The 20,495-nt window shown below is 38.2% G+C and carries 20 protein-coding genes; 2 read left to right on the forward strand and 18 right to left on the reverse strand.

Annotated elements, in window-relative coordinates:
- Positions 1–101: 101 nt before the first annotated feature.
- The gene (gene trhA / locus ACYSNO_RS02415) at positions 102–755 is read left to right on the forward strand and encodes a PAQR family membrane homeostasis protein TrhA (RefSeq protein WP_461729462.1); all 654 of its coding nucleotides are present in this window, start codon (positions 102–104) and stop codon (positions 753–755) included.
- Positions 756–780: 25 nt separating this feature from the next.
- Here the strand turns inward: trhA and ACYSNO_RS02420 are convergent, their stop codons facing one another.
- The 10 genes from ACYSNO_RS02420 to ACYSNO_RS02465 all read right to left on the reverse strand — a co-directional run bounded on the left by ACYSNO_RS02420 (position 781) and on the right by ACYSNO_RS02465 (position 11,521).
- Entirely contained in the window at positions 781–1,296 is a 516-nt protein-coding gene (locus ACYSNO_RS02420) for a GtrA family protein (RefSeq protein ID WP_461729463.1), read from the reverse strand.
- A 3-nt stretch (positions 1,297–1,299) separates the two neighbouring features.
- The gene (locus ACYSNO_RS02425; RefSeq protein WP_461729464.1) at positions 1,300–1,794 is read right to left on the reverse strand and encodes a dihydrofolate reductase; all 495 of its coding nucleotides are present in this window, start codon (positions 1,792–1,794) and stop codon (positions 1,300–1,302) included.
- 16 nt (positions 1,795–1,810) lie between these two features.
- Positions 1,811–2,758: a thymidylate synthase gene (locus tag ACYSNO_RS02430; protein ID WP_461729465.1), complete on the reverse strand. Its 948-nt coding sequence runs from the start codon at positions 2,756–2,758 to the stop codon at positions 1,811–1,813.
- An 18-nt stretch (positions 2,759–2,776) separates the two neighbouring features.
- Positions 2,777–4,666 (reverse strand): ABC-F family ATP-binding cassette domain-containing protein, encoded by a 1,890-nt coding sequence (locus ACYSNO_RS02435; protein WP_461729466.1) that lies wholly within the window; start codon positions 4,664–4,666, stop codon positions 2,777–2,779.
- A gap of 42 nt (positions 4,667–4,708) precedes the next feature.
- Positions 4,709–6,826, reverse strand: a complete 2,118-nt coding sequence (locus ACYSNO_RS02440) for a peptidoglycan D,D-transpeptidase FtsI family protein (protein ID WP_461729467.1) — start codon at positions 6,824–6,826, stop codon at positions 4,709–4,711.
- A 280-nt stretch (positions 6,827–7,106) separates the two neighbouring features.
- Complete coding sequence (locus ACYSNO_RS02445) at positions 7,107–8,159, reverse strand: LCP family glycopolymer transferase (RefSeq protein ID WP_461729468.1); 1,053 nt, start codon at positions 8,157–8,159, stop codon at positions 7,107–7,109.
- Positions 8,160–8,321: 162 nt separating this feature from the next.
- Positions 8,322–9,131: an ABC transporter permease gene (locus ACYSNO_RS02450; protein WP_461729469.1), complete on the reverse strand. Its 810-nt coding sequence runs from the start codon at positions 9,129–9,131 to the stop codon at positions 8,322–8,324.
- A 36-nt stretch (positions 9,132–9,167) separates the two neighbouring features.
- Positions 9,168–10,220, reverse strand: coding sequence for an ABC transporter ATP-binding protein (locus ACYSNO_RS02455; RefSeq protein WP_461729470.1), 1,053 nt, complete (start codon positions 10,218–10,220; stop codon positions 9,168–9,170).
- 119 nt (positions 10,221–10,339) lie between these two features.
- Positions 10,340–10,750: a glycerol-3-phosphate cytidylyltransferase gene (gene tagD / locus ACYSNO_RS02460; protein WP_461729471.1), complete on the reverse strand. Its 411-nt coding sequence runs from the start codon at positions 10,748–10,750 to the stop codon at positions 10,340–10,342.
- Positions 10,751–10,912: 162 nt separating this feature from the next.
- Positions 10,913–11,521: a superoxide dismutase gene (locus ACYSNO_RS02465; RefSeq protein ID WP_461729472.1), complete on the reverse strand. Its 609-nt coding sequence runs from the start codon at positions 11,519–11,521 to the stop codon at positions 10,913–10,915.
- Between the two features lie 255 nt (positions 11,522–11,776).
- Between ACYSNO_RS02465 and ACYSNO_RS02470 the strand changes: the two genes are divergently transcribed.
- Positions 11,777–12,424: a DUF1189 family protein gene (locus ACYSNO_RS02470; RefSeq protein WP_461729473.1), complete on the forward strand. Its 648-nt coding sequence runs from the start codon at positions 11,777–11,779 to the stop codon at positions 12,422–12,424.
- Positions 12,425–12,635: 211 nt separating this feature from the next.
- Here ACYSNO_RS02470 and ACYSNO_RS02475 read toward each other — a convergent pair whose 3' ends face one another.
- The 8 genes from ACYSNO_RS02475 to ACYSNO_RS02510 form a co-directional block, all read right to left on the reverse strand.
- On the reverse strand, positions 12,636–12,929 hold the full coding sequence (locus ACYSNO_RS02475; protein ID WP_461729474.1) for a HesB/YadR/YfhF family protein: 294 nt from the start codon (positions 12,927–12,929) through the stop codon (positions 12,636–12,638).
- A gap of 12 nt (positions 12,930–12,941) precedes the next feature.
- Complete coding sequence (locus ACYSNO_RS02480; RefSeq protein ID WP_461729475.1) at positions 12,942–13,607, reverse strand: potassium channel family protein; 666 nt, start codon at positions 13,605–13,607, stop codon at positions 12,942–12,944.
- Positions 13,608–13,621: 14 nt separating this feature from the next.
- Positions 13,622–14,251: a response regulator gene (locus ACYSNO_RS02485; protein WP_461729476.1), complete on the reverse strand. Its 630-nt coding sequence runs from the start codon at positions 14,249–14,251 to the stop codon at positions 13,622–13,624.
- A complete protein-coding gene (locus ACYSNO_RS02490; protein WP_461729477.1) occupies positions 14,248–15,327 on the reverse strand; it encodes a sensor histidine kinase in 1,080 nt (359 codons plus the stop codon). Before ACYSNO_RS02490 ends, ACYSNO_RS02485 begins: the two co-directional genes overlap by 4 nt.
- Entirely contained in the window at positions 15,324–16,055 is a 732-nt protein-coding gene (gene liaF / locus ACYSNO_RS02495) for a cell wall-active antibiotics response protein LiaF (RefSeq protein WP_461729478.1), read from the reverse strand. The genes ACYSNO_RS02490 and liaF overlap by 4 nt, the downstream gene beginning before the upstream one ends.
- Positions 16,056–16,183: 128 nt before the next feature.
- Positions 16,184–16,657 (reverse strand): transcription elongation factor GreA, encoded by a 474-nt coding sequence (gene greA / locus ACYSNO_RS02500; protein ID WP_461729479.1) that lies wholly within the window; start codon positions 16,655–16,657, stop codon positions 16,184–16,186.
- Positions 16,658–16,820: 163 nt separating this feature from the next.
- Positions 16,821–18,098: an endolytic transglycosylase MltG gene (mltG, locus tag ACYSNO_RS02505; RefSeq protein WP_461729480.1), complete on the reverse strand. Its 1,278-nt coding sequence runs from the start codon at positions 18,096–18,098 to the stop codon at positions 16,821–16,823.
- Between the two features lie 83 nt (positions 18,099–18,181).
- The gene (locus tag ACYSNO_RS02510; protein WP_461729481.1) at positions 18,182–20,488 is read right to left on the reverse strand and encodes a CDP-glycerol glycerophosphotransferase family protein; all 2,307 of its coding nucleotides are present in this window, start codon (positions 20,486–20,488) and stop codon (positions 18,182–18,184) included.
- Positions 20,489–20,495 lie beyond the last annotated feature (7 nt).

Here is a 20,495-nt window from a genome sequence, read left to right on the forward strand (position 1 = left end):
ACTGTTCCAATTCATGTTAAACTAAACAAGAATCTTCTTTAAATATAGTATAGCAAACTATAAGCGATTTTTCATCAATTAATCTAACTTGAGGTGGTTTTATGGAAATGTCAAAATTTGATCGTCATTACTTAATTCTAAATGAGGTCTTAAATGCGGTCACTCACGGAATTGCTTTTGGTCTAAGTATTGCAGGGCTTGTCCTCTTACTGGTGAAAGGCGCACAACTTGGATCTGCCGTCCATGTCGTCTCCTATGCAATCTACGGCTCAATGATGATTTTACTTTTTTTATTCTCCACTTTATTCCATAGCTTAATCTTTACGCGAGCAAAAACAGTCTTTCAAGTTTTTGATCATAGTTCCATTTTTTTACTAATTGCCGGAAGTTACACTCCCTTTTGCTTGATTAGTATTCAAGGTTGGTTAGGATGGACCTTGTTTTTATTCATTTGGCTCTTAGCGATTAGCGGCATTATTTATAAAGCGATGACACTCCATCAAAAAGCCGTCAACCCGAAAGTTTCCGCCTGGATCTATATTTTAATGGGCTGGTTGTGCTTACTCGCTTTTTACCCCTTGGTTCAATCCCTTGGTCTTTGGGGTACGCTACTTTTAGCCGGTGGCGGTGTTGCCTACACCTTTGGCACCTTGTTCTATCGTCTAACGCATATCCGCTTTATGCATGTCGTTTGGCACTTATTCGTCATGTTAGGTGCTAGTTTAATTTATTTTTCCATTTTACTTTATACTTAAAAAAAGAAAGAGTCGCGGACAACCCTCACGCGATTCTTTCTTTTTTCGTTTTCTTTTTAAATACAACGTACTTGCTAAGGATATAGTTAATCACGATGGCACACACTTGCGTAAGGAATGCAAAAATAAAGGCATTCAAATTGACGGGGTTACCAATAAAACTTTTAAGAATTCCCCAAGAAAAGGGGAACAGATGATAGTTTATTTGATCTAAGCGAAGAAATTCGATCAAGTTCGTTGCGTAAAGTTCCACCGTCAGCAAAGTGATTCCTATATCTAAGAGGAAAACAAAGCCACGTGCCAAACTAAAAAGGAAAAATTGTTGCAATAAATCTTGCCAGCCCTTTGCATGATTTTGAAACACCAGCCACTTATTTGTGAAAAAAGCAAATAAAATCGATAGGATTTGTGCGGTGACAACAGAAAACAGGCCTGAATTCGTTAAAGAAAAAACAGAAAACCGTACAACAAAGTATACAAGGGTCGTTAAAACGCCAATGATCAAATATGAAATCATTTCACGATTTTTTTTCCAACTCATTTTTTACAACTTCTTTCGTTCATACATCTCAAACCGATGCTCGTATTGATTTTTTTCATCCGTGATTCCTGGTGTCGATTGCACAAGTTGCCAATCTTGCCAAGCAATCGTTGGAAAATAAGTGTCGCCTTCAAAATTCGCTTCAATCACCGTGCGATATAAAACATCATAATAAGGCATAAAATCTTCAAAAATGACTGCGCCACCCGTAATCATTGTTGGTTCTTCATTCTTTTTGGCATAGTCCAAAACTTCTTCAACACTATGCATTAGCAGAACCCCTTCTGCCTGATAATCACGATTTCGTGTTAAGACAATCGTTTGACGATTGGGTAGCGGGCGGGAACCCATCCCTTCAAATGTCGTACGCCCCATCACGATCGTTTTTCCCACCGTCATTTTTTTAAAATACTGTAAATCATTTGGTAAGTGCCAAGGCAACCGTTGATTTTTCCCAATGAGTCCAGTCAAATCTTCTGCCCATAACGCTGCTAACATTCTTTTTCCCCCTTAATTAAACGGCAATCGGTGCTTTAATCGTTGGATGTGGATGATACCCTTCGATTTGAATATCCTCCATCTCAAAATCAAAAACCGATTGCTTGGCTGGATTTAAGATTAGTTTTGGTGCTTGACGCTTTTCTCTTGTAAGTTGTTCTTTCATTTGTTCAAAATGATTTGTATACAAATGGGCGTCCCCAAGCGTATGCACAAATTCACCGACTTCTAGATTCGTCTCATGCGCTATCAGATGGGTCAATAAGGCATAGCTGGCAATATTAAATGGCACACCTAAAAAAACATCCGCACTTCGTTGATATAATTGGCAACTTAATTTTCCATCATGCACATAAAATTGAAACATCGTATGGCAAGGAGGCAAGGCCATACTTGGGACATCTTCAGGATTCCAAGCCGACACGATTAAACGGCGTGAATTCGGATTGGTCTTGATCATTTCGATTACTTCTTTTAATTGATCCAGTGTTTCACCTTTCGATGTTTGCCAATGACGCCATTGATAACCATAGACTTTTCCTAAGTCGCCATGTATCTTTGCAAACGGTTCATCGGCTACAATTTTTTCACAAAAATTCGTTAATTCCTTTTGATAGCATTGATTAAAGATCGGATCAATCAGTGAGCGTCGTCCGAAATCCGTCATATCTGGACCTTGATAATCGGCACTTTGTACGTAACGTTCAAAAGCCCACTCATCCCAAATATGATTTTTATTTTCTAACAAATAACGAATATTGGTATCCCCTTTAATAAACCACAACAACTCACTTTTGATTAACCCAAACGGGACACGTTTGGTTGTCAACAGCGGAAAACCTGCTTGTAGGTCAAAACGCATTTGATAACCAAATAAACTCTTGGTTCCTGTACCGGTGCGATCGCCTTTAAGGTTTCCTTCAGCTAGAATCTTTTTTCCTAAGTCTAAATATACTTGCTCCAATTGGTTCATTCTCCTTTTTTAGTCAGCCCACTCACTTAAATATTCCCAACGCGCCATTTTCTCATCTAAAATCGCTTCAGTCTCGGTCAATTTCGCTTGAATTTTTTGCAACTCGGTAAAGTTTGAACCCTGATGATTCATTTCTTCGGTTAATTGCTCAACTTGTTCCTCTAAGGAGGCAATTTCATCTTCAATCGTTGCCCATTCTTTTTGCTCCATGTAACTTAATTTTTTCTTTTCTGTCTCTAGTGGTTCTTTCGGCAAGCCGGATTTCTTTTCAGCATTTTCTTTCGTTTGTTCCTGCGCCGGTTGCATTTTTAAATAGTCATTAATTGAACCAAAGTAGGAACGAATTTTCGCTGGTCCTTCAAAAATCAGTAGCTTTTCTGCCACTTTATCTAAGAAGTAACGGTCATGAGAAACCGTAATTACTGCGCCAGGAAAAGACTGTAAATAGTCTTCCAGAATGGTTAAGGTATCGATATCTAAATCATTGGTTGGCTCATCTAAAAGCAACACGTTCGGCTGGCCAACTAAAAGTTTTAATAAGAATAAACGCCGCTTCTCCCCACCAGATAATTTTCCAATCTTCGTTCCATGCGAATGCCTTGGAAATAAGAAGCGTTCTAAAATTTCAGCCACACTAATCTGCGAACCATCTTGCCGTGAAACTGCTTCTGCCGCTTCTTGCAAGTAGGCAATCATGCGTTGTTCCGGATTCATTGCTTCGTTTTCTTGCGTGTAGTAAGCCAAACGAACCGTTTCTCCGACCGTCAAGGTTCCTGAATCAAGTGGTAACCGATTGGCTAAAAGATTGAGTAGGGTCGACTTCCCTGCACCATTTTCTCCCGTAATTCCCAACCGTTCTCGCGATTGAATCAACAAGTTAAAGTCTTTTAAAAGTTCTTTCCCTGCAATTCGATACGACCCTTCTTTAATCTCTAAGACTTGTCGACCTAATCGTTGACTTGCAATATCAATTTCAACTTCTCCAGAACGTTGCACTTGGTGTAGATTTTCTTTTAGATCTTCAAACCGACCAATTCGTGCTTGTTGTTTCGTCGTGCGTGCTTTTACTCCTGCTCGCATCCAAGCAAGCTCTTGCTTGTACAATTGTTTGCGTTTTTCCTCTTGCTCTTCTTCTACCCGCTCGCGTTCTGATTTTTCTAATAAATAAGCTTCATAATTTCCTTTGTATTCATAAAGGTTACCAAAAGATAGCTCAAAAATGCGATTGGTCACACGATCTAAGAAATAGCGATCATGCGTCACCATTACTAGCGACCCGCGGTATTGCTTTAAATACCCTTCTAGCCATTCAATCGTTTGATAATCTAGATGGTTCGTTGGCTCATCAAGTAGCAATAGATCCGGCTCATCAATGAGTACTTGGGCTAAACCTACCCGCTTTTTTTGCCCACCAGATAATTCTTTTATTTTTTTATTTAATTCACGAATACCTAATTTTTGTAAAATAATTTTTGCATTGGTATCGGTTAACCACGCATCTTTTTCGGTCATCGCCTCTTGAGCTAATTGAAATTCTTTTTGCGTTTCTGCATTTTCTCCGTCGACTTCTAACTGGAGCAATGCTTCTTCATACCGCTTAACAGTCTTTAACTGTTCACTCTCACCTTGGAAAACTGCTTCTAATACCGTTCGTTCTTCATCTAGATTTGTCGCTTGTTCCAAATAGGCCACACGGTAGTCTTTAGGAAAAAAAACAGCTTGGCGATCGCCATCCCCATTTTCTTTTCCTGATAGAATGGACAGCAAACTTGTTTTTCCGGTCCCATTCACTCCAATCAGCCCGACGCGATCATGCGTGCGAATCAAAAAAGAAATTTGATTAAAAATATCTTTTGTTCCATAGGTCTTTGATAAATCAACGACTTTTAATTCTTTCAAAAAAATAGCCTCCTCAAGTTTCTCAATTGCTTCTTTGATGCCTTAATTTTTCTTCATAAAGATTTCATAGTAGGCGTCCATGATTTCTTTTGTAATGGTTAAGTTCGGGTAACCACGTTTTTCGCCTCGTAAATGTGGAATCACAACGGCTAGCGCAATTTGAGGATCTTCGGTCGGTCCATAGGCAACTGCGTTTAAGTTTTCAACATCCAGCAGACGCCCATTTTCAGTCACAGTCATTTCAGCTGTTCCAGTTTTTGCCGAAAGATTCATCTTACTTTCACGCAACATCGTTCCTGTCGTGTACGGATCATTTCCAGTCACGACGTCTCGAAAACCATCCTGAATAATCGCCAACTCTTCCGACGTAAGATCAACTTCATTTAGAATGGTCGGTTGAATGGCCGTTTTTAGTTTCCCTAAATTCCCTGACTCATCATTGCCATAAATTCCTTCGACCAAATGCGGCTGAATGCGCACACCATTATTTGCTACCGTGGCTACATATTGGGCTAATTGAATTGGCGTGTAGGTATCAAACTGTCCAAAAGCCAAGTCGAGAATTTTCCCTCCATCATGATTGGCATCCGATAGGTATTTGACTGGCGTTTGGATGCCTGTTTCTTCATCTGGCAAATCAATCCCAGTTAGGGTTCCCATCCCGTATGCTGCCATTGCTTGTCTCAATTGATTAAAAGCTGCTTCTTGTTGAGGCAAGGATGGCACATAAATTTCACTACCATCATATTGAATGCCAAGTAAACGTAAAGCAATTTGAATCATATAGGAGTTCGAAGAAATTTCCAATGATTTTCGAGCATCCAACCAGCGATTGCCACGGCCATCCGGGTTAAAGATTGAAGATTTTGAATTGGAATCTTTTAAACGAACGGGTTGATCATAGAGTTTTTCATTTCCTTGCAAGACACCATTATTCCATCCTGCCGTTAACGTTCCAGCTTTCACAACAGAACCTGGCACAAAGGCCTTTTTATAGACACCAATCGTATCTTCTTGAATTTCCTTCGAATGGGTTTCATGATAATAACCAGAGAGGGCTAGAACGCCACCGGTTTTAGCATCTAATGCGACAACATAAGCCCCTGGTGAATAATCAGCAAAACCATTATTAATCAACTGCTGAAAATTCCTTTGCAAAATTTCGTCGACTTTCTCTTGAAAGGCGGCGTCAATCGTCAAAACGAGGTTGTCCCCTTTTTCCCCAGAGTAAATTTCTTTTCGGCCTTCAATGCTGCCAGAATAATTAATATCGATTTCATGTTGTGCCTTGGTGCCTTGTAGCACTTCTTCGTATTGCTTTTCTAAGAAACTTGTTCCGACGCGATCATTTCGGGCATAGCCTTTCGCTAGATATTCTTCAACCAGTTCGGCAGGTAGACCTTGTTGTTCCGTCGAGACCTTTCCAATCAAACTTTGCAAAGAGCCATTTTTTTCAACGACTTCTCTCGTCCAATCGACACCTGTTGAAATCCCCGGTAATTCTTGACTGCGTTCGGCCACAATGGCTAATTCTTCATCTGTGACCTGACTATTTTTCACAAAAATAGTTGTTAGTTCTTGCGCGCCATTTAAACGTTTAAAAACAGTTGCAACTTTCAGCTGATGCTCATCAAAAGCAATTTCCGCTTCTGTGACTTGATCAACGATTGCTTGGTATTCATTTTCTTTTAGGGCCTTTTTAGAAGGTCGTTTCCGAGCCTCTTCCAAATTATCTACCTGTGCCAACCAAGTATCTTTCAAATCCCGTTCAGTGAGTGTCTCATCGATGTCAATTTGAATCAAATCAACGAGCGATTCAGCCAAAGCAAGTAAGTCTTCCGCTTTCATATTTAAGCCACGTGTAAAAGTGATGGCCGAATTGGGTTTATTCGTGACGAGAACTTTCCCTGATGCATCGTAAATCATCCCTCTTGGTGTGCTTGATTCAATTTTCCGCATAGAAGACGCAGTGATTTTCGTTTGTAAGCTTTCGCCATTAATAATTTGCAAATAACCAAGCTGTACAATCAGTGCAACAAATAAACCAAAAATGACAAAAAACAAGAGGTTTAAACGAAATGGAATGTGGGATTTCATCCGATTCTTTTTATCATAGTCCCTTTCTTTTGATGGGATTTTTATTTTTTTAAATTTAGACATGTTTTATTTTCCTTCCTAAACAACTGCTACCTTGTATTTTACCAAAAAAACTGAAAGAATAGGGAATCTTTTACACTTTACTAACTAAAATTTAAAAGCTTTGATTGTTTCACAACTGCTTTTCTCTTTTATTTCACTTCTGGAAAAACGTTGACAAATCAACGATGTTTCCGAATCTCCAATCGAACACTGTGAAACTTTTTTTCTAGCAAAGAAATGTGGATAATAAAAAAAAGAAAGAGCAAAAGCGAGTGGCCTTTGCTCTTGTTGCTCTCAATTCTCACCAAGTTGCTTCTTCTTCAATGAATTCAGAATTGAGTTCACTTTCTACGATACGGTCGTCATAAAATTGATTCCCTATATAACCGTTAAAAGAATACTCAAATTGTGGATCAAGTGTTAGGGAAGGGCTCTCTGGTATCCCAAGTTGTCCTTTTAAAAGGTTTTGCGTATCGAGTAGTTCTTGCATTCCTAAGATCTGGTAGTAAATGCCGTTCATCGTTTCCGATTTCCCTTCAAGCTGTGCTTGTTCAATCGTTTCAAAAGCAGGATAGTAATTGGTTGCTACGTCAAGCATTTCTTCCCAAGTTAAATCTGTTTTCGAGTTTTTTTCAACCGCCTTTAAAAGACTTTGGTAGTTGCTAACGCCATCCAAACTTAATATTTTATTAATCAATTTTTCCAAGACTTCCCTTTGCCTTCTTTGACGACCAACGTCACCATCTGGATCATCTTTTCTCATCCGTGCATAAGCTAAACCGGTTTTGCCATCTAAGGTAATTTTCCCAAAAGGCACATGAACCTTTTCTAAGGTAAACTCAATTTTATTATCCACTTGAATCCCACCGACTGCATCGATTAAATCTCGCAAGCCTTGCATATTAATGCTGACATAATGGTCGATTGGAATATCTAATAATTTCTCAACCGCATCCATTGCCAGTTCCACTCCACCGTAGGCATAGGCATGATTGAGTTTATCAAAAGTAGCGCCGTCAAGCATATCCGCATAAATATCGCGATTCATGCTCACAACCGTTGATTGTTTTTTTTCGGGATTAATCGTCACAACCATCATACTGTCTGAGCGCCCATGTTCGGTCCGACCTAAGGCCCCAGTATCAATCCCTAATAGAAGAATCGAAAACGGATCGCGCGCTTCAATACTTAAGGCAACGTCTCTTTTCTTTGTCTTTCGATTTGCTTGTTCGCTAATGGTATTCATCATTTGATTGGCATCGCCTAGCACTTGCATACCGTAGCCTGTTAAACCTGCGACGACGAAAACAAGTATGCCTAAAATGGCAACGATAATTTTTTGATACAGTCGCATAGGACACCTCTTTCAATTCATCCAGTTTCTTAGAAGAATTTTGCCATACTTTTGGCTTTTCGACAATCTTTTTTTGAAAAATTATCCTTTTTTTTAAAAAGATTTTCAGGAAAAAGCCTCCTTCATCGTGTGTCAATAAGAGAGACTTTTCATCCTGCGTGCTTAAATATAATCAACAAATTTCGCTCGGAACTTCATATGTAGATGCGTTCCTAAAATCATTAATATCAAGACCATTCCCCAAAAAATCAAGCCATATGTCGTTTTTTCCCAAAACCAAGCCCGTCCTAAAAAGGCATCGCGGAAACCTTCAATAATGTAATAGATGGGATTTAGTTTTAAAATCTTGACCATCCAGACTGGCAGACTCCGATTTTGAATGTCCCAAATTGGACCAGAAACATAGAATAGAAGTCTTAAGACAGACTGTAAAAAGATATGATAGTCTCGAATTAAAACCGTTATCGTTGCATTCAACACACCAAATGCAAACAAGAAAAGAAACATACAGAAAAAATAATAAAAATATTGGAGCCAATAAATTGATGGGGAACCACCTAAAGCCAACAAGGTAAAAACGACAATCCCCACCATCGGAAAATAAGAAGACAAATTACTTACGATGTTAATTGTCGGCAACACACTGACGGGGAATTTCATTTTCGCGACCATTCCAACTTGACGATGGATACTGTTGGATGCGCCTAAAATGGAAGAACTAATATAAAACCAGGCAGTAATTCCGATTAACATCCAAACGATATAAGGAACACCTTCAATTTCTTTTCCTTGGTTCATTCCTAAACCAAAAACCAGATAATAAATCCCAACTTGAATCGCTGGATTGAGAATTTGCCAAGCCAAGCCCAAGTAATGACTCTGGTAAGTCGCCTTGTCTTCATAACGAGACATTCGGAAAATCATTCCGATACTTTGAAACTGTTCCTTAAAAATCATGACAATTTCTTTCACAACATAACTTCCTTTACAAATAAAATTAGACGCCTGCTATTTAAATACTTGAAGAATCGTCTCTAGCGGGTGCGTCAGTGCAGCACTTAAGGAGTGCCCACTAAAAGAGACCAACATGAGAAAAAGCGTCGCAAGCATTGTTCCTGCTAATAGGACACGTGTTGAAACTGTCATCTTTTCTCCTAATGGTGTTCGAGTAAGATTTTTTTGTAATTTCTTTTCAGTTAAATTTTGTTCTAAAACAAAAGAATCTTCTCTAGCATTAGCGGATAACTGTTCCAAAGTAAACGCTTTTTGCGCTTCTTTTTGCTTGTCTTGGTATTCTTTTTGTTCTTTTTTTGAAAGTTTCTTAAACCAAGCAATAAATTTCTTGTATTCAGCCATGACTTCCGCTGTTGGTCCATACATTCGCATTTCACCATAATGCATCCAAATCGTTTGATCGCACAGGGCCTCAACCTGTCCTAAAGAATGGCTGACAAAGAAAATAGTCTTGCCCTGCTCCTTGAATTCCATAATTTTATCGACACATTTTTGATAGAAGGTCTCATCTCCAACCGATAGCGCCTCATCAATGATAAGAATATCAGGGTTGTTGTGTACCGCAATAGCAAATCCTAAACGTGAACGCATCCCGCTTGAATAACTTTTTACGGGTTGGTTAATAAAATCTCCTAAATCTGCAAAAGCAATGATTTCATCCATCTTTTGGTCAATTTCTTTATTAGTCATCCCAGACATCAAGGCTTTTAGACGAATGTTTTCTTTCCCTGTCAATTGCCACTTCAAACCAGCGCCAATCGCAATAATTGAAGTATCTCCTTGAACATCCATCGTCCCTGAAGTACTCGGTATAATCCCACTGATGACATTTGACAAGGTTGATTTTCCAGAACCGTTGATCCCAATGACACCGACAGATTCACCTGCTCTTACTTCAAAACTGACACCTTTTAAAGCCCAAAATTTCGGGATGTTTTTTTGTGTGAACTTAAATAAGGCTTTAATTTTATCTGATTTTTTCTTATACAAGTCGTACTCTTTTGTGACAAGGGTACTTCTTACTTTTATTTCTGAGTTGTTTTCCAACAGTCATCACCCATTCTAAAAATTCAATCTCATCCAAAATGAAGATACATTTCTTATCATAGCACAATTTTTTTGAATAGAAAATCATTCAAAAGAAAATCAAGGAGCAGCAACATCCCCTACCCCTTGATTTTCCCTGATTCTAAATCTTTTTTAATTTGCGTCGTTGAAATTTCTGGTGTACGAGCCAAGTAAACGACTTCGGCAGTGGTTTCTTCTTGAATAAAGTCAAATTTCCCTGCCCAATCGTCCCCCATAACAAAGGTATCAATATGGTATTCCTTCACATCTGTCACTTTTTGATCCCAAGATTTTTCAGGTATCACTAAATCAACATAGCGAATGGCTTCTAATAGTTGCTTTCTTTTTTCGTAAGAGAAATAACATTTTTTTTGTTTTTCTTCCCAGTTAAATTCATCGGTTGATAAAACCACCACTAAATAATCGCCTTGTTCTTTTGCTCGACGTAATAAATTAATATGTCCGTAATGGAGTAAATCAAAAGTACCATAAGTAATTACACGTTTCATCTTCTAACCTCATTTTTATTGATTCATTTACTTTCATCACGATAGCAAATATTTTCTCGAATAGCAACCATAATTCACTATTTTATCACAAGTTTCACTTGATTTGCCTAATAAAAAGCCCTTTTCGTTGTCGAAACGAAAAGGGCTTTTCAGTACTCGTTCTTATTTTGCTGCTAAATATAACTCGTTTACTTTTTCCCAGTTTACTAAGTTCCAAAAAGCATCAACATAATCTGGACGTACATTTTTGTAGTTTAGGTAGTAAGCATGTTCCCAAACATCTAAACCTAAGATTGGTGTCGCTCCATCCATTAGTGGTGAATCTTGGTTTGGTGTTGAGGTAATTTCTAATTTACCGTCTTTTAATGCTAACCATGCCCAACCTGAACCAAAGCGCGTTGCAGCAGCTGCTTTGAATTGTGCTTTAAAATCAGTAAAGCTACCAAAAGCTTCATCAATCGCTGTTTTTAATTCTCCTACAGGCTCGCCGCCTGCGTTAGGAGCCATAATGTTCCAAAAGAACGTATGATTTGCATGGCCACCACCGTTGTTACGAACCGCTGTACGGATATCTTCAGGAATTGCATCCATATCAGAAATTAACGCTTCAATTGATTTTGAGCCTAATTCTGGGTATTTTTCAATTGCTACGTTTAAATTTGTAACATAAGCATTGTGATGTTTCTCGTGGTGTAAGTGCATTGTCTCCACATCGATATAAGGTTCTAAAGCATCGTAAGCATAAGGTAATTTTGGTAATTGATAAGTCATAAAAAATTCCTCCTAAATGTTATATTTACAACTATAAGATTATCAAAGAATGCTCTTTTCATCAAAACATATGCCTCACTTTTTCTGCTTTTTCTAAATAGGTACCTTTTTTCATTCAAAGCAAAAACGAGTGACATTCGAAAATACAAGCGTGAATTTCATGAGAGATTCCCTTCTTTTTTTCAATTTCCTTGTTAAACTGCTTAGAGTCCGTTAAAATAAAAGCTATCTTACTATGATTAAGGAGCTTATTTTATGTCATACATGCAAGCATTTAAAAGTGCAATCTTGAAAATCGATCAACTTCAAGCGGTTCAAAAAATAAAATTCGGTCAGGCAATTGCCCACCTACTTCTATTAAGTGCCATCTTAGCCATTCCACTTACGAGCCAAATGGTACAAATCTTCGCTTCCATGCGACAAGATGGGCAAAAAATTGCTGAAAATATTCCTGACTTCACAATCGAAGCAGGCACTTTAAACGTCAACAAAGGACAAGAAGGTTTCATTTATCAAACAGACTCCATTATCTTTACATTCGATCCGGAAGGAAAACGAACAGCAAAAGAAATTGGCCAAGATTTGCTAGGGAATTTTTTAAGTGTGGGGCTCTTAAAAAACCAAGCAGTCATTACCTTTCCTGCAACAGAAAGCGTCACTTCACTTCTTGGGTCAAATCAGATGAGTATTCCTTATGATACTCCTCAAATGACGGAGCTTACTGGACAGAAACTGCGCCAAATTATTTTGGAAAAACAGCTCCCTTGGTGGATTTTCCCATTGACCTTTTTCGTTGCCATTTATCCGGCCTTTCTTTCTCTAATTTTCACTGTTATTTTAGCCACACTTTTTTGCAAATCTCGCGGCACGTTTTCGTGGCTTGAAAGCAAACTTCTTAAATAACTTAAAAATCATTATTTTTTGTAGCACGCTTCCTGTTAGCGTCACCACACTGATTGCTTTGTTCAATCCAACCTTCATCGGGGACACCTTTATTTTAATTGGAAGTGTCCTGCTCTTTCTTTTATCGATGCGGACACTCCCTCAAGTCCCTCCGCTTGAATAAAAACGAACGACTGACCGGGCAATGTGCGCGATTAGTCGTTCGTTTTTCTTATTCTTCCGTAAAGAAGTAAGCCGGTTCGTTTAATTTTTCATCTAAATCAACGGTCATTTCATACCCACGGAAGAACCAATCATCATTTTCATCTACAAAAAACAACAGTCCTTCAATTTCTTCTTCAAATAGGACACGTTCTGGACGATCAACTGACATCCCAACTGAAAACCCTTCATGAACTTGTGTACTCCCATACACTTTCCCAAAAAAACGAATGCCCTGGCCTTCTTCTAACACAATTTCTTTCTTAAACCAATCAAGCACTTTCGGTGTCACGGTTACTTTCATCGTACTACTCCTCTATTTATTTATTTTTTCATCGAGCATGTCAACATCTTCTGCTGTACCGATTACCAATAAATTATCATGTTCCTTCACAACTTCTGTCGCATCGGGTGAAACAACGACTTTCCCATTGCCCCGGCGTATAGCCACAACCGTTAACCCATACTTTTGCCGGAAGTTTAGCTCAATCAATGTTTTATTAAAAAAGCGCGCATTGGTCACACGAATTTCAGCTAAAGAAAATTCATCCGAAAGTTCAATAAACTCTAAAATATTTTTTGAAACCAAGTTATGAGCAATACGAACCCCCATGTCTCGTTCAGGATGCACGACTTTATCTGCACCAATTTTCTCTAAAACACGCGCGTGATATTCATTTTGAGCTTTAGCTAAAACGTTGGGAACACCCATTTCTTTTAACATGAGCGTCACTAAAATGCTGGCTTGAATATCCTCACCAATCGCTACAATCACATGATCAAAATTTCGAATACCTAAAGAACGTAAAGTCATTTCATCTTGTGCATTTCCCACAACGGCATGCGTTGCAATATTCATGTATTCATTGACACGGTCTTCATTGCTATCGATGACTAAGACTTCTTGTCCTGATTCTACTAAAGAACGGCAGATACTTCCACCAAAACGTCCTAGACCAATAATTGCATAGTTTTGCTTCATTTTTCTTCCCCCAGTTATTTAATTAGGTGATGTTTAAAGGCGTAAATTGCTGCTTGCGTTCGATCTTCCACTTCTAACTTCGCCAAGATATTTGAAACATGTGTTTTGACGGTTTTTAGCGTGATGAAGAGTTGGTCGGCGATTTCTTGATTGCTTTTTCCTTCTGAAATTAATAAAAGAACTTCTTCTTCACGTCTTGTTAAGTCTTCGTGTAAGGCTCGCGGCGGATGAGCAACGCGGTTCACCATTTTATTTGTTACTTCTGGTTCAAGTACTCGTTCTCCACGGTAAGTTGCTCGAATGGCATCAGCGATTTCACGTGCAGTAGAGGTCTTCAGCAAGTAACCACTTGCTCCTGCTTGGATTGCCGGATATACTTTTTCATCATCAATAAAACTGGTCACAATTAGAATTTTCGCAGCTGGCCATTTTTCTAAAATTTTTTGGGTAGATTCAATACCATCCATCACTTCCATCACTAAATCCATCAAAATCACATCTGGTCGCAAGGCGAGGGCTTTTTCAAAACCAATGAGTCCATTTTCTGCTTCCCCAACCACGTCGATGTCCTCTTGCACAGATAAATAAGAGGAAACGCCCAAACGCACCATCTCATGATCATCGATTAATAACACTTTAATCATTCTAGGTTGCCTCCCAATAACGGTATTTTCACTTCAATACTAGTTCCTTGTTTCGGGAAACTAATAATTTTTAATGTTCCCCCTGTACTCGCCACTCGTTCTCTAATATTCATTAATCCATAACTCCCCGCCTTGTTTTGTTTTTCTTCCACATCAAAGCCAATCCCATCGTCAATCACCCGCAACAAAACGGATTGATTGACTTGATGAAGGTAAACTTCTAACTCTGTCGCTTTGGCATGCCGAAGTGTGTTTGAAAGTAGTTCTTGAATTACCCGAAACAATTGATCTTCTGTTGCTAACGGAATCCGAACATTCTCAACTTCCCACTTCAATTCAATATTTACTTTTGTCTTTAACTCAATAAGTAGTTGTTCAATGCCTTTTTTCAGCGTCTTCCCTTCTAAAGTAACCGGACGTAGATGAAGGAGCAAGGCGCGCATTTCCGATTGTGCGGCGTTGATAATGCCTGTCACAACTTCTAACTGCTTTTGATAACCGACCGGAATATTCATTTCATCCCCTTGCTCATCCAGTGCAGAAAGCAGCATCATCGCAGCAAAGAGTTGTTGTGACACCGAATCATGTAATTCACGGGCCAAGCGGTGGCGTTCATTTTCAAGAATCTCTTCTTTTGACACGCCATCAATTAATTGTGGTCGGCTATTTAAGACTTGCAATTCGGACAAAATTTCTTTTAGCTTCATTCGAATCATATAAAAATCATTATCCATCTCGAATAAGGTTTGATTTGAAGTGGAATAAGGCATGCCTTCATCTAAAATTGGATTATCAAAATTGCCTCCAGCTAACAAACGTAGCTTTTCTTCAATCGGCATCAACAATCGTTTTTGATAAAATGAAACAAATAAATAAATGATTGCACCCACAATTACCGATAATGCAAATAAATAAAAGGCAAAAGGGATTAATAAAAATTTAATCTGAAAGAGTTCCAGTAGCCATTTCTTATTCCCTAAAGCAAACCCATAGGAAAATAGAACTAAGACAAGCAGTAAGAAAGTTGAAAACCCACTATACAAGGCAATAAATAACTTAGGATTATTTTTTATCATATTTGAATAACCTCGACATCCCCAATCAAGGTATTTGATATAATTTTAACACGTCGAGACGATTCATCATAGTCCGTACTATAAAGTGTCAGTTGCTCGTTTCGCAGTTCCATTCGATCCTCATCAAAAATCACCGTGCCTGCAAAGACGCTACAATCTAAGTGGATCCCCACGCCTGATGGAACTAAGATCCGTGTTCGTCCGAAGCCTTTGCGAATCACAATAAAATTTTCTTTTTTCGGTAAGATTGTATTGCCTAAATCAATAATCGTATCCCCACTAGCAATCATGAGGTTTAAGTCATCCCATTCATAAATTTGACTTCCTAATCGTTCATTCCCAAACAACTGTTGTTTTCTCACCCGACCACTCTTAGGATTTGCTTCTTTCGTTTCAACAATCAGCATCTTTTTTTTCAACTGAAAAGGACTCTTCGATAACGATAGGCCCGATAATTCTAAGCCTTTTAATCCAATAAATAAAACACCAAAGACGAGCATAAACCAAATCGCCGGAATGTTTAGTAAGCTAAAAAAAACAATCGTCAAACCTAACATCAATTTCACATTTTTGGGGTGGTTTTCTCTTTGATTGTTTTGTGATACAAAGATTAAAAGTGCACCAATCCCAAGCATAATAATAATTAAAAAATGATTGACCAGTTGCCAAAGTGCAAGCAACAAAAATAAGCTTTCCACAATAATAAAAAAGCGCCAAGATTTATTCAATCAAATCCCCCCCCTATTCTCTCCACTTTATCCTATCATCTTTTCGTCTTTTTACATCCATCTTTAGACTGAAAAAAACAAAAAAATAGGAAGGTCAAACGACTCCTTCCTATTTCTCAAGTAATTGATTATTTCACACGAACAATTTTAACCAACATTTCGCCACCGGGAGTCGAAATAGCGACTTCATCGTTTAATTTTTTTCCGATTAATGCCCGTGCAATCGGTGAATCATTCGAAATTTTTCCTGCTAATGGATCAGCTTCTGCGCTTCCCACAATTACATACTCTTCTTCTTCGCCATCTGGTAATTCAATAAAAGAAACCGTCTTACCAATGGAAACTTCGTCTTCATTCACATTATTATTATCAATAATTTCCGCAAAGCGAATCATATTTTCTAGTGTCGTGATTCGACCTTCAACAAAAGCTTGTTCATCTTTTGCAGATTCGTACTCTGAGTTTTCTGAAAGATCTCCAAAGCTACGAGCGATTTTAATCCGTTCGATAATTTCACCACGTTTAACGGTTTTTAACTCTTCTAACTCTAACTCTAGTTTTGCTTTGCCTTCTTCTGTCATTGGATATACTTTTTCTACCATAGTTACAATCTCCTTTTGTTTCTGTTCCTATTCTTTTATTTTTCTATTCATTTTTACTGGTTAGCCATCCGTTTATTGGAATAAACAAAGGTAACCTTTTGCTTGAATCCACAAAAGATTACCATTCTTTTATTTAAATGTAAACCGTTTTAAGAACTTTTAGCTATTTATTTACATATTGCTCAACAAGAACATTATGCTCTTCTAACGTTTCCGCAAAATAAACTTTCCCGGTCTCTAAATCCGCTACGAAATAATAATAAGGATTTTCTTTTGGATTCAAAACAGCTTCAATTGCTGCCTCTCCAGGATTATTAAAGGGTCCTGGACCAAAACCAGTATGTTTGTACAGGTTATAAGGGGAATCCACCTCTAAGTCTTTAAAGGTCACCAGTTCTTTATGAACACCAAGAGCATAGAGAATCGCAATATCTGATTGCAGTGGCATATCGATGGCTAAACGATTGAAAAAGACTTGAGCGATGTTCCGACGGTCTTCTTCCTCAACCCCTTCTTTTTCAACAAGGGAAGCCAGCGTTAAAACCTCATGAAGATTCCATTGACTTTCTTCAATCGCTTCAAGATAATTCGTCATGACTTCATTTGTTTTACCAACCATTTGTGATACGAGATCATCTAATTGCATCCCCTTAAAGTAATCATATGTTGCCGGGAATAAATAACCTTCTAAAGGATAACGAACCCCTTTTGCCTTAGCTGCATCCGCTAGTAAGACTGGATAACGATTTTTCATTTGGTTAAACATTTTCTTGTCAGCCATCGCATCTAGGAATTCGGCTTTACTAAAGTCCGTTTCTTTCTCAATGACATCACCAATTTGATCAATATCATACCCTTCTGGAATCGCAAGACGCGCATCCGCTTGGTCGGCAGCTAAACCACCTTCTTTTAAGATGTTGCTAATTTCATCGAGTGTCATACTTTGAGAAAACTGAAAACGTCCGGCTTGAAAACCGCTCAGATTATTAAATTTTGTGAAAAAGTTAAAAATCGTTCCATTCTTAATAATTTGATGTTCTTCTAAGATTTCACCAATCATTTTATTCGAAGATCCGATTGGTACTTCGACAAAGACGACTTCTTTATTATTTGGATCGAGCGGCTCTAAACTGGAAGTAATGTAACGATAAATCGAAAAACCTGAGATTCCTAAAACAAAAACCAGTGTAACAACGACTATCAAGACAATTCGATTCACCAACTTGTCTTCCTTTTGGCGACGAAACTTTTCAGGATTTTGATTCTTCAAATCCACTTTTTTGGTTGCAAGCTTTGATTTATTTGTTCGAGAAGCGCGCGTATTTGTGACTTCGCTTTCTTTCATCGAATCTTGTGCTCTTTTTTTATGATTTTCTGATTGTTGCAAGGAATTCATCACCTGTTCTTTAATGGATGATTCCTCTGGATGTTGTTTTGACAAAACAACTCCTCCTTACTTTCAAAATACTAACTTGTCTCATTATACACGAAAGTCTGAGCGAGGGAAACTCTCTTAGACAAAAACTAATCTTTCATAAACAACTGTTCCCAAATGGCCAAGTTCTTCTCTTCATATTTTTGAAAATCAAAATGTAAGCCGGGTCGCTCTCCAGCAAGAAAGCGAGTCATTCCTTCCAATAATCCCGCCTCTGAATTCTCAACAACAATGGCCGCTTTCTCAGAGCCTAAGACTTCTAAGGTCTCTGGAATTCGAGTCATAATTACAGGTGTTGAGAGTGCTAAGGCCTCAAAAACAACCATTCCCAGACCTTCATAACGGCTCGAAAAGACAAAGGCATTCGAGCGTTTCACCAAATAATAAGGATTTGGACATTGGACGAATAAATAAATTGACTCTTTACGTGAGCTTTGTGCAATTTGTTGTTCAAGATTATTTTTCTCAGGACCGTAAGAACAGATTAAGACTAAACGTGTATTTAAATCACCTAGCTGTTCAAAAGCATGAATAAGACGATCATAACCTTTTTGTTTTGAGAAGCGTCCAACACTGACAAAAACAGTAATCTCTTGTGAAGTCAAGGCTACTTCCAAGTCTACTGGAAGTTCCAAACCATTCTCTTGTTTCGCCTTAGTTTTGATTTCTTGCTCATTCAATAGAACATTCATTACCTTGAGGTTGGCAGAAGGAGCAAGCGGTTGGATTTTTCCAACTAATTGATTCGTTACGCAAACAACTGTTGACGCCTGTTGGTAGGCTTCGTAGATAACCTTAGCTTTGAGGGTAGGATTCACTTGAAACTCTTTTTCCATATCAGTATGTACAAATATCATGGTCGCTATTCCTAGTTCCTGTAGCGCGGAAATCCAAACACAATAAGAGCGATCATAGCCTGGGTAATGGATAAACGTCTGAACAGGCATTTGGGGAAAGCATCGTTGAAAATCGCGTTGATACATCGCGTGCATCTGATCTTTTAAAAGCGTGAAGCCATTCATATATAGGCCTGTTGCCAAGGTTTCGAGTAAGGTTGCTTGCACCTTCTCCATTTGAATAAACGTATATACACCTTGAGGTAATTGTTTAATTTTGTATTCAAGTGCTTTAGAGATCATCCCTTCTTGCCAAATTAGAACATAATTACGTTTATTTAAATCAATCTTTTTAAATAAATTTAATAAGGAGGCCGTTATACCGTTATCTGCTAACTGATAGGCATATATTAAAACATTTTCCTTTTGATTCCAATTTGAATAGACTTGAATTTGCTGATGGTCTTGTTTTTCTAATAAATAATCCAAGACGATTTGGGTCCCCGCTTTTGAATCATATTGGTAAAAACTTTCTATCAATTGATTTTGATTCGGTTCTCTTTCTGTTCGGAGTCCTGCTAGTAATTCTTGTGTGTTATTAAATTGAGGAAAAGGCAAGCAATCCATCTCTAAATACATGCCGCGATCTTTTAAGTAAGCTGCTTTATCATACGTAAAAAGTAAGATGTCACGTCTGGTCAAAGCGAAATCAAACATAATCGAAGAATAATCTGTAATCAACTTCTCAACTGTTTGTAAAAATTCATATACTTCAATCTCAGCCGGATACAATTTCAGGTGTTGATAGTCTGCTTCATTAAATTCAAGTAATTGCGCCTCATAAGGATGCAATTTAATATATAGTTCTTCTGAATCTGTTAATCCTTTATCCAAGTCTTGCAAGTACGTATAAAACGCCTGCTGAACACTCACCTGTGTAAGATCTGTTCCACGCCAAGTCGGCATATAAAGATATCTTCCTGGTATCACACGATGGACAAAAAGTTGGCTGTTTCTAGGTGACGGCCCAACCACAAATTCATTATCCACGATATTTTCGACACCGAAGTCTCTTGCCAATTTCTCACGAGTAAATTCATTACTAACAAAAATCTGATCTGCTGCAGCGAAATTTCGCTGCACGTTCCCGTATCCTTGAACTTGTGTGGCCTTTCCTAGACATTTTAATGGTGTCCCGTGCCAAAAAATATAATACTTTTGTTCGTTTCTTTTATGAAAAAAACTCCAAAAAGATGTGTCATTAATCAGGATTTCAGCGGTTGCCAGTAAAGATAAATATTGTCGACTGCCATGCTCCACCCGATTTTCGGCAAATTCACGCGGAAGAACAACATTTTTTCGAACGGCCACTTTAAACTGATATTCAGGATAGTCTACCTTCAACGCTTTTGCGAGCGCGTAAATATGACCTGAGAACTCTCGGCCATGAGAACCTTCAAGTAAAATGGTGTTTGGTTGTACGGGCTGCTTACGGTATTTTAGGTAGGCTAGTTCTTTAGGAGCCGGCAAGATTTTCTTTACTTTATCACGTAAGGTCATTGTAAAT

Source organism: Enterococcus sp. LJL98, from assembly GCF_054871745.1.

What these genes read in the sequence shown, in the direction of transcription:
- trhA (WP_461729462.1), top strand. Translation starts at nt 102, where the DNA reads ATGGAAATGTCAAAATTTGATCGTCATTACTTAATTCTAAATGAGGTC.
- ACYSNO_RS02420 (WP_461729463.1), bottom strand. Translation starts at nt 1,296, where the DNA reads ATGAGTTGGAAAAAAAATCGTGAAATGATTTCATATTTGATCATTGGC.
- ACYSNO_RS02425 (WP_461729464.1), bottom strand. Translation starts at nt 1,794, where the DNA reads ATGTTAGCAGCGTTATGGGCAGAAGATTTGACTGGACTCATTGGGAAA.
- ACYSNO_RS02440 (WP_461729467.1), bottom strand. Translation starts at nt 6,826, where the DNA reads ATGTCTAAATTTAAAAAAATAAAAATCCCATCAAAAGAAAGGGACTAT.
- ACYSNO_RS02445 (WP_461729468.1), bottom strand. Translation starts at nt 8,159, where the DNA reads ATGCGACTGTATCAAAAAATTATCGTTGCCATTTTAGGCATACTTGTT.
- tagD (WP_461729471.1), bottom strand. Translation starts at nt 10,750, where the DNA reads ATGAAACGTGTAATTACTTATGGTACTTTTGATTTACTCCATTACGGA.
- ACYSNO_RS02465 (WP_461729472.1), bottom strand. Translation starts at nt 11,521, where the DNA reads ATGACTTATCAATTACCAAAATTACCTTATGCTTACGATGCTTTAGAA.
- ACYSNO_RS02470 (WP_461729473.1), top strand. Translation starts at nt 11,777, where the DNA reads ATGTCATACATGCAAGCATTTAAAAGTGCAATCTTGAAAATCGATCAA.
- ACYSNO_RS02475 (WP_461729474.1), bottom strand. Translation starts at nt 12,929, where the DNA reads ATGAAAGTAACCGTGACACCGAAAGTGCTTGATTGGTTTAAGAAAGAA.
- ACYSNO_RS02480 (WP_461729475.1), bottom strand. Translation starts at nt 13,607, where the DNA reads ATGAAGCAAAACTATGCAATTATTGGTCTAGGACGTTTTGGTGGAAGT.
- ACYSNO_RS02485 (WP_461729476.1), bottom strand. Translation starts at nt 14,251, where the DNA reads ATGATTAAAGTGTTATTAATCGATGATCATGAGATGGTGCGTTTGGGC.
- ACYSNO_RS02490 (WP_461729477.1), bottom strand. Translation starts at nt 15,327, where the DNA reads ATGATAAAAAATAATCCTAAGTTATTTATTGCCTTGTATAGTGGGTTT.
- greA (WP_461729479.1), bottom strand. Translation starts at nt 16,657, where the DNA reads ATGGTAGAAAAAGTATATCCAATGACAGAAGAAGGCAAAGCAAAACTA.
- ACYSNO_RS02510 (WP_461729481.1), bottom strand. Translation starts at nt 20,488, where the DNA reads ATGACCTTACGTGATAAAGTAAAGAAAATCTTGCCGGCTCCTAAAGAA.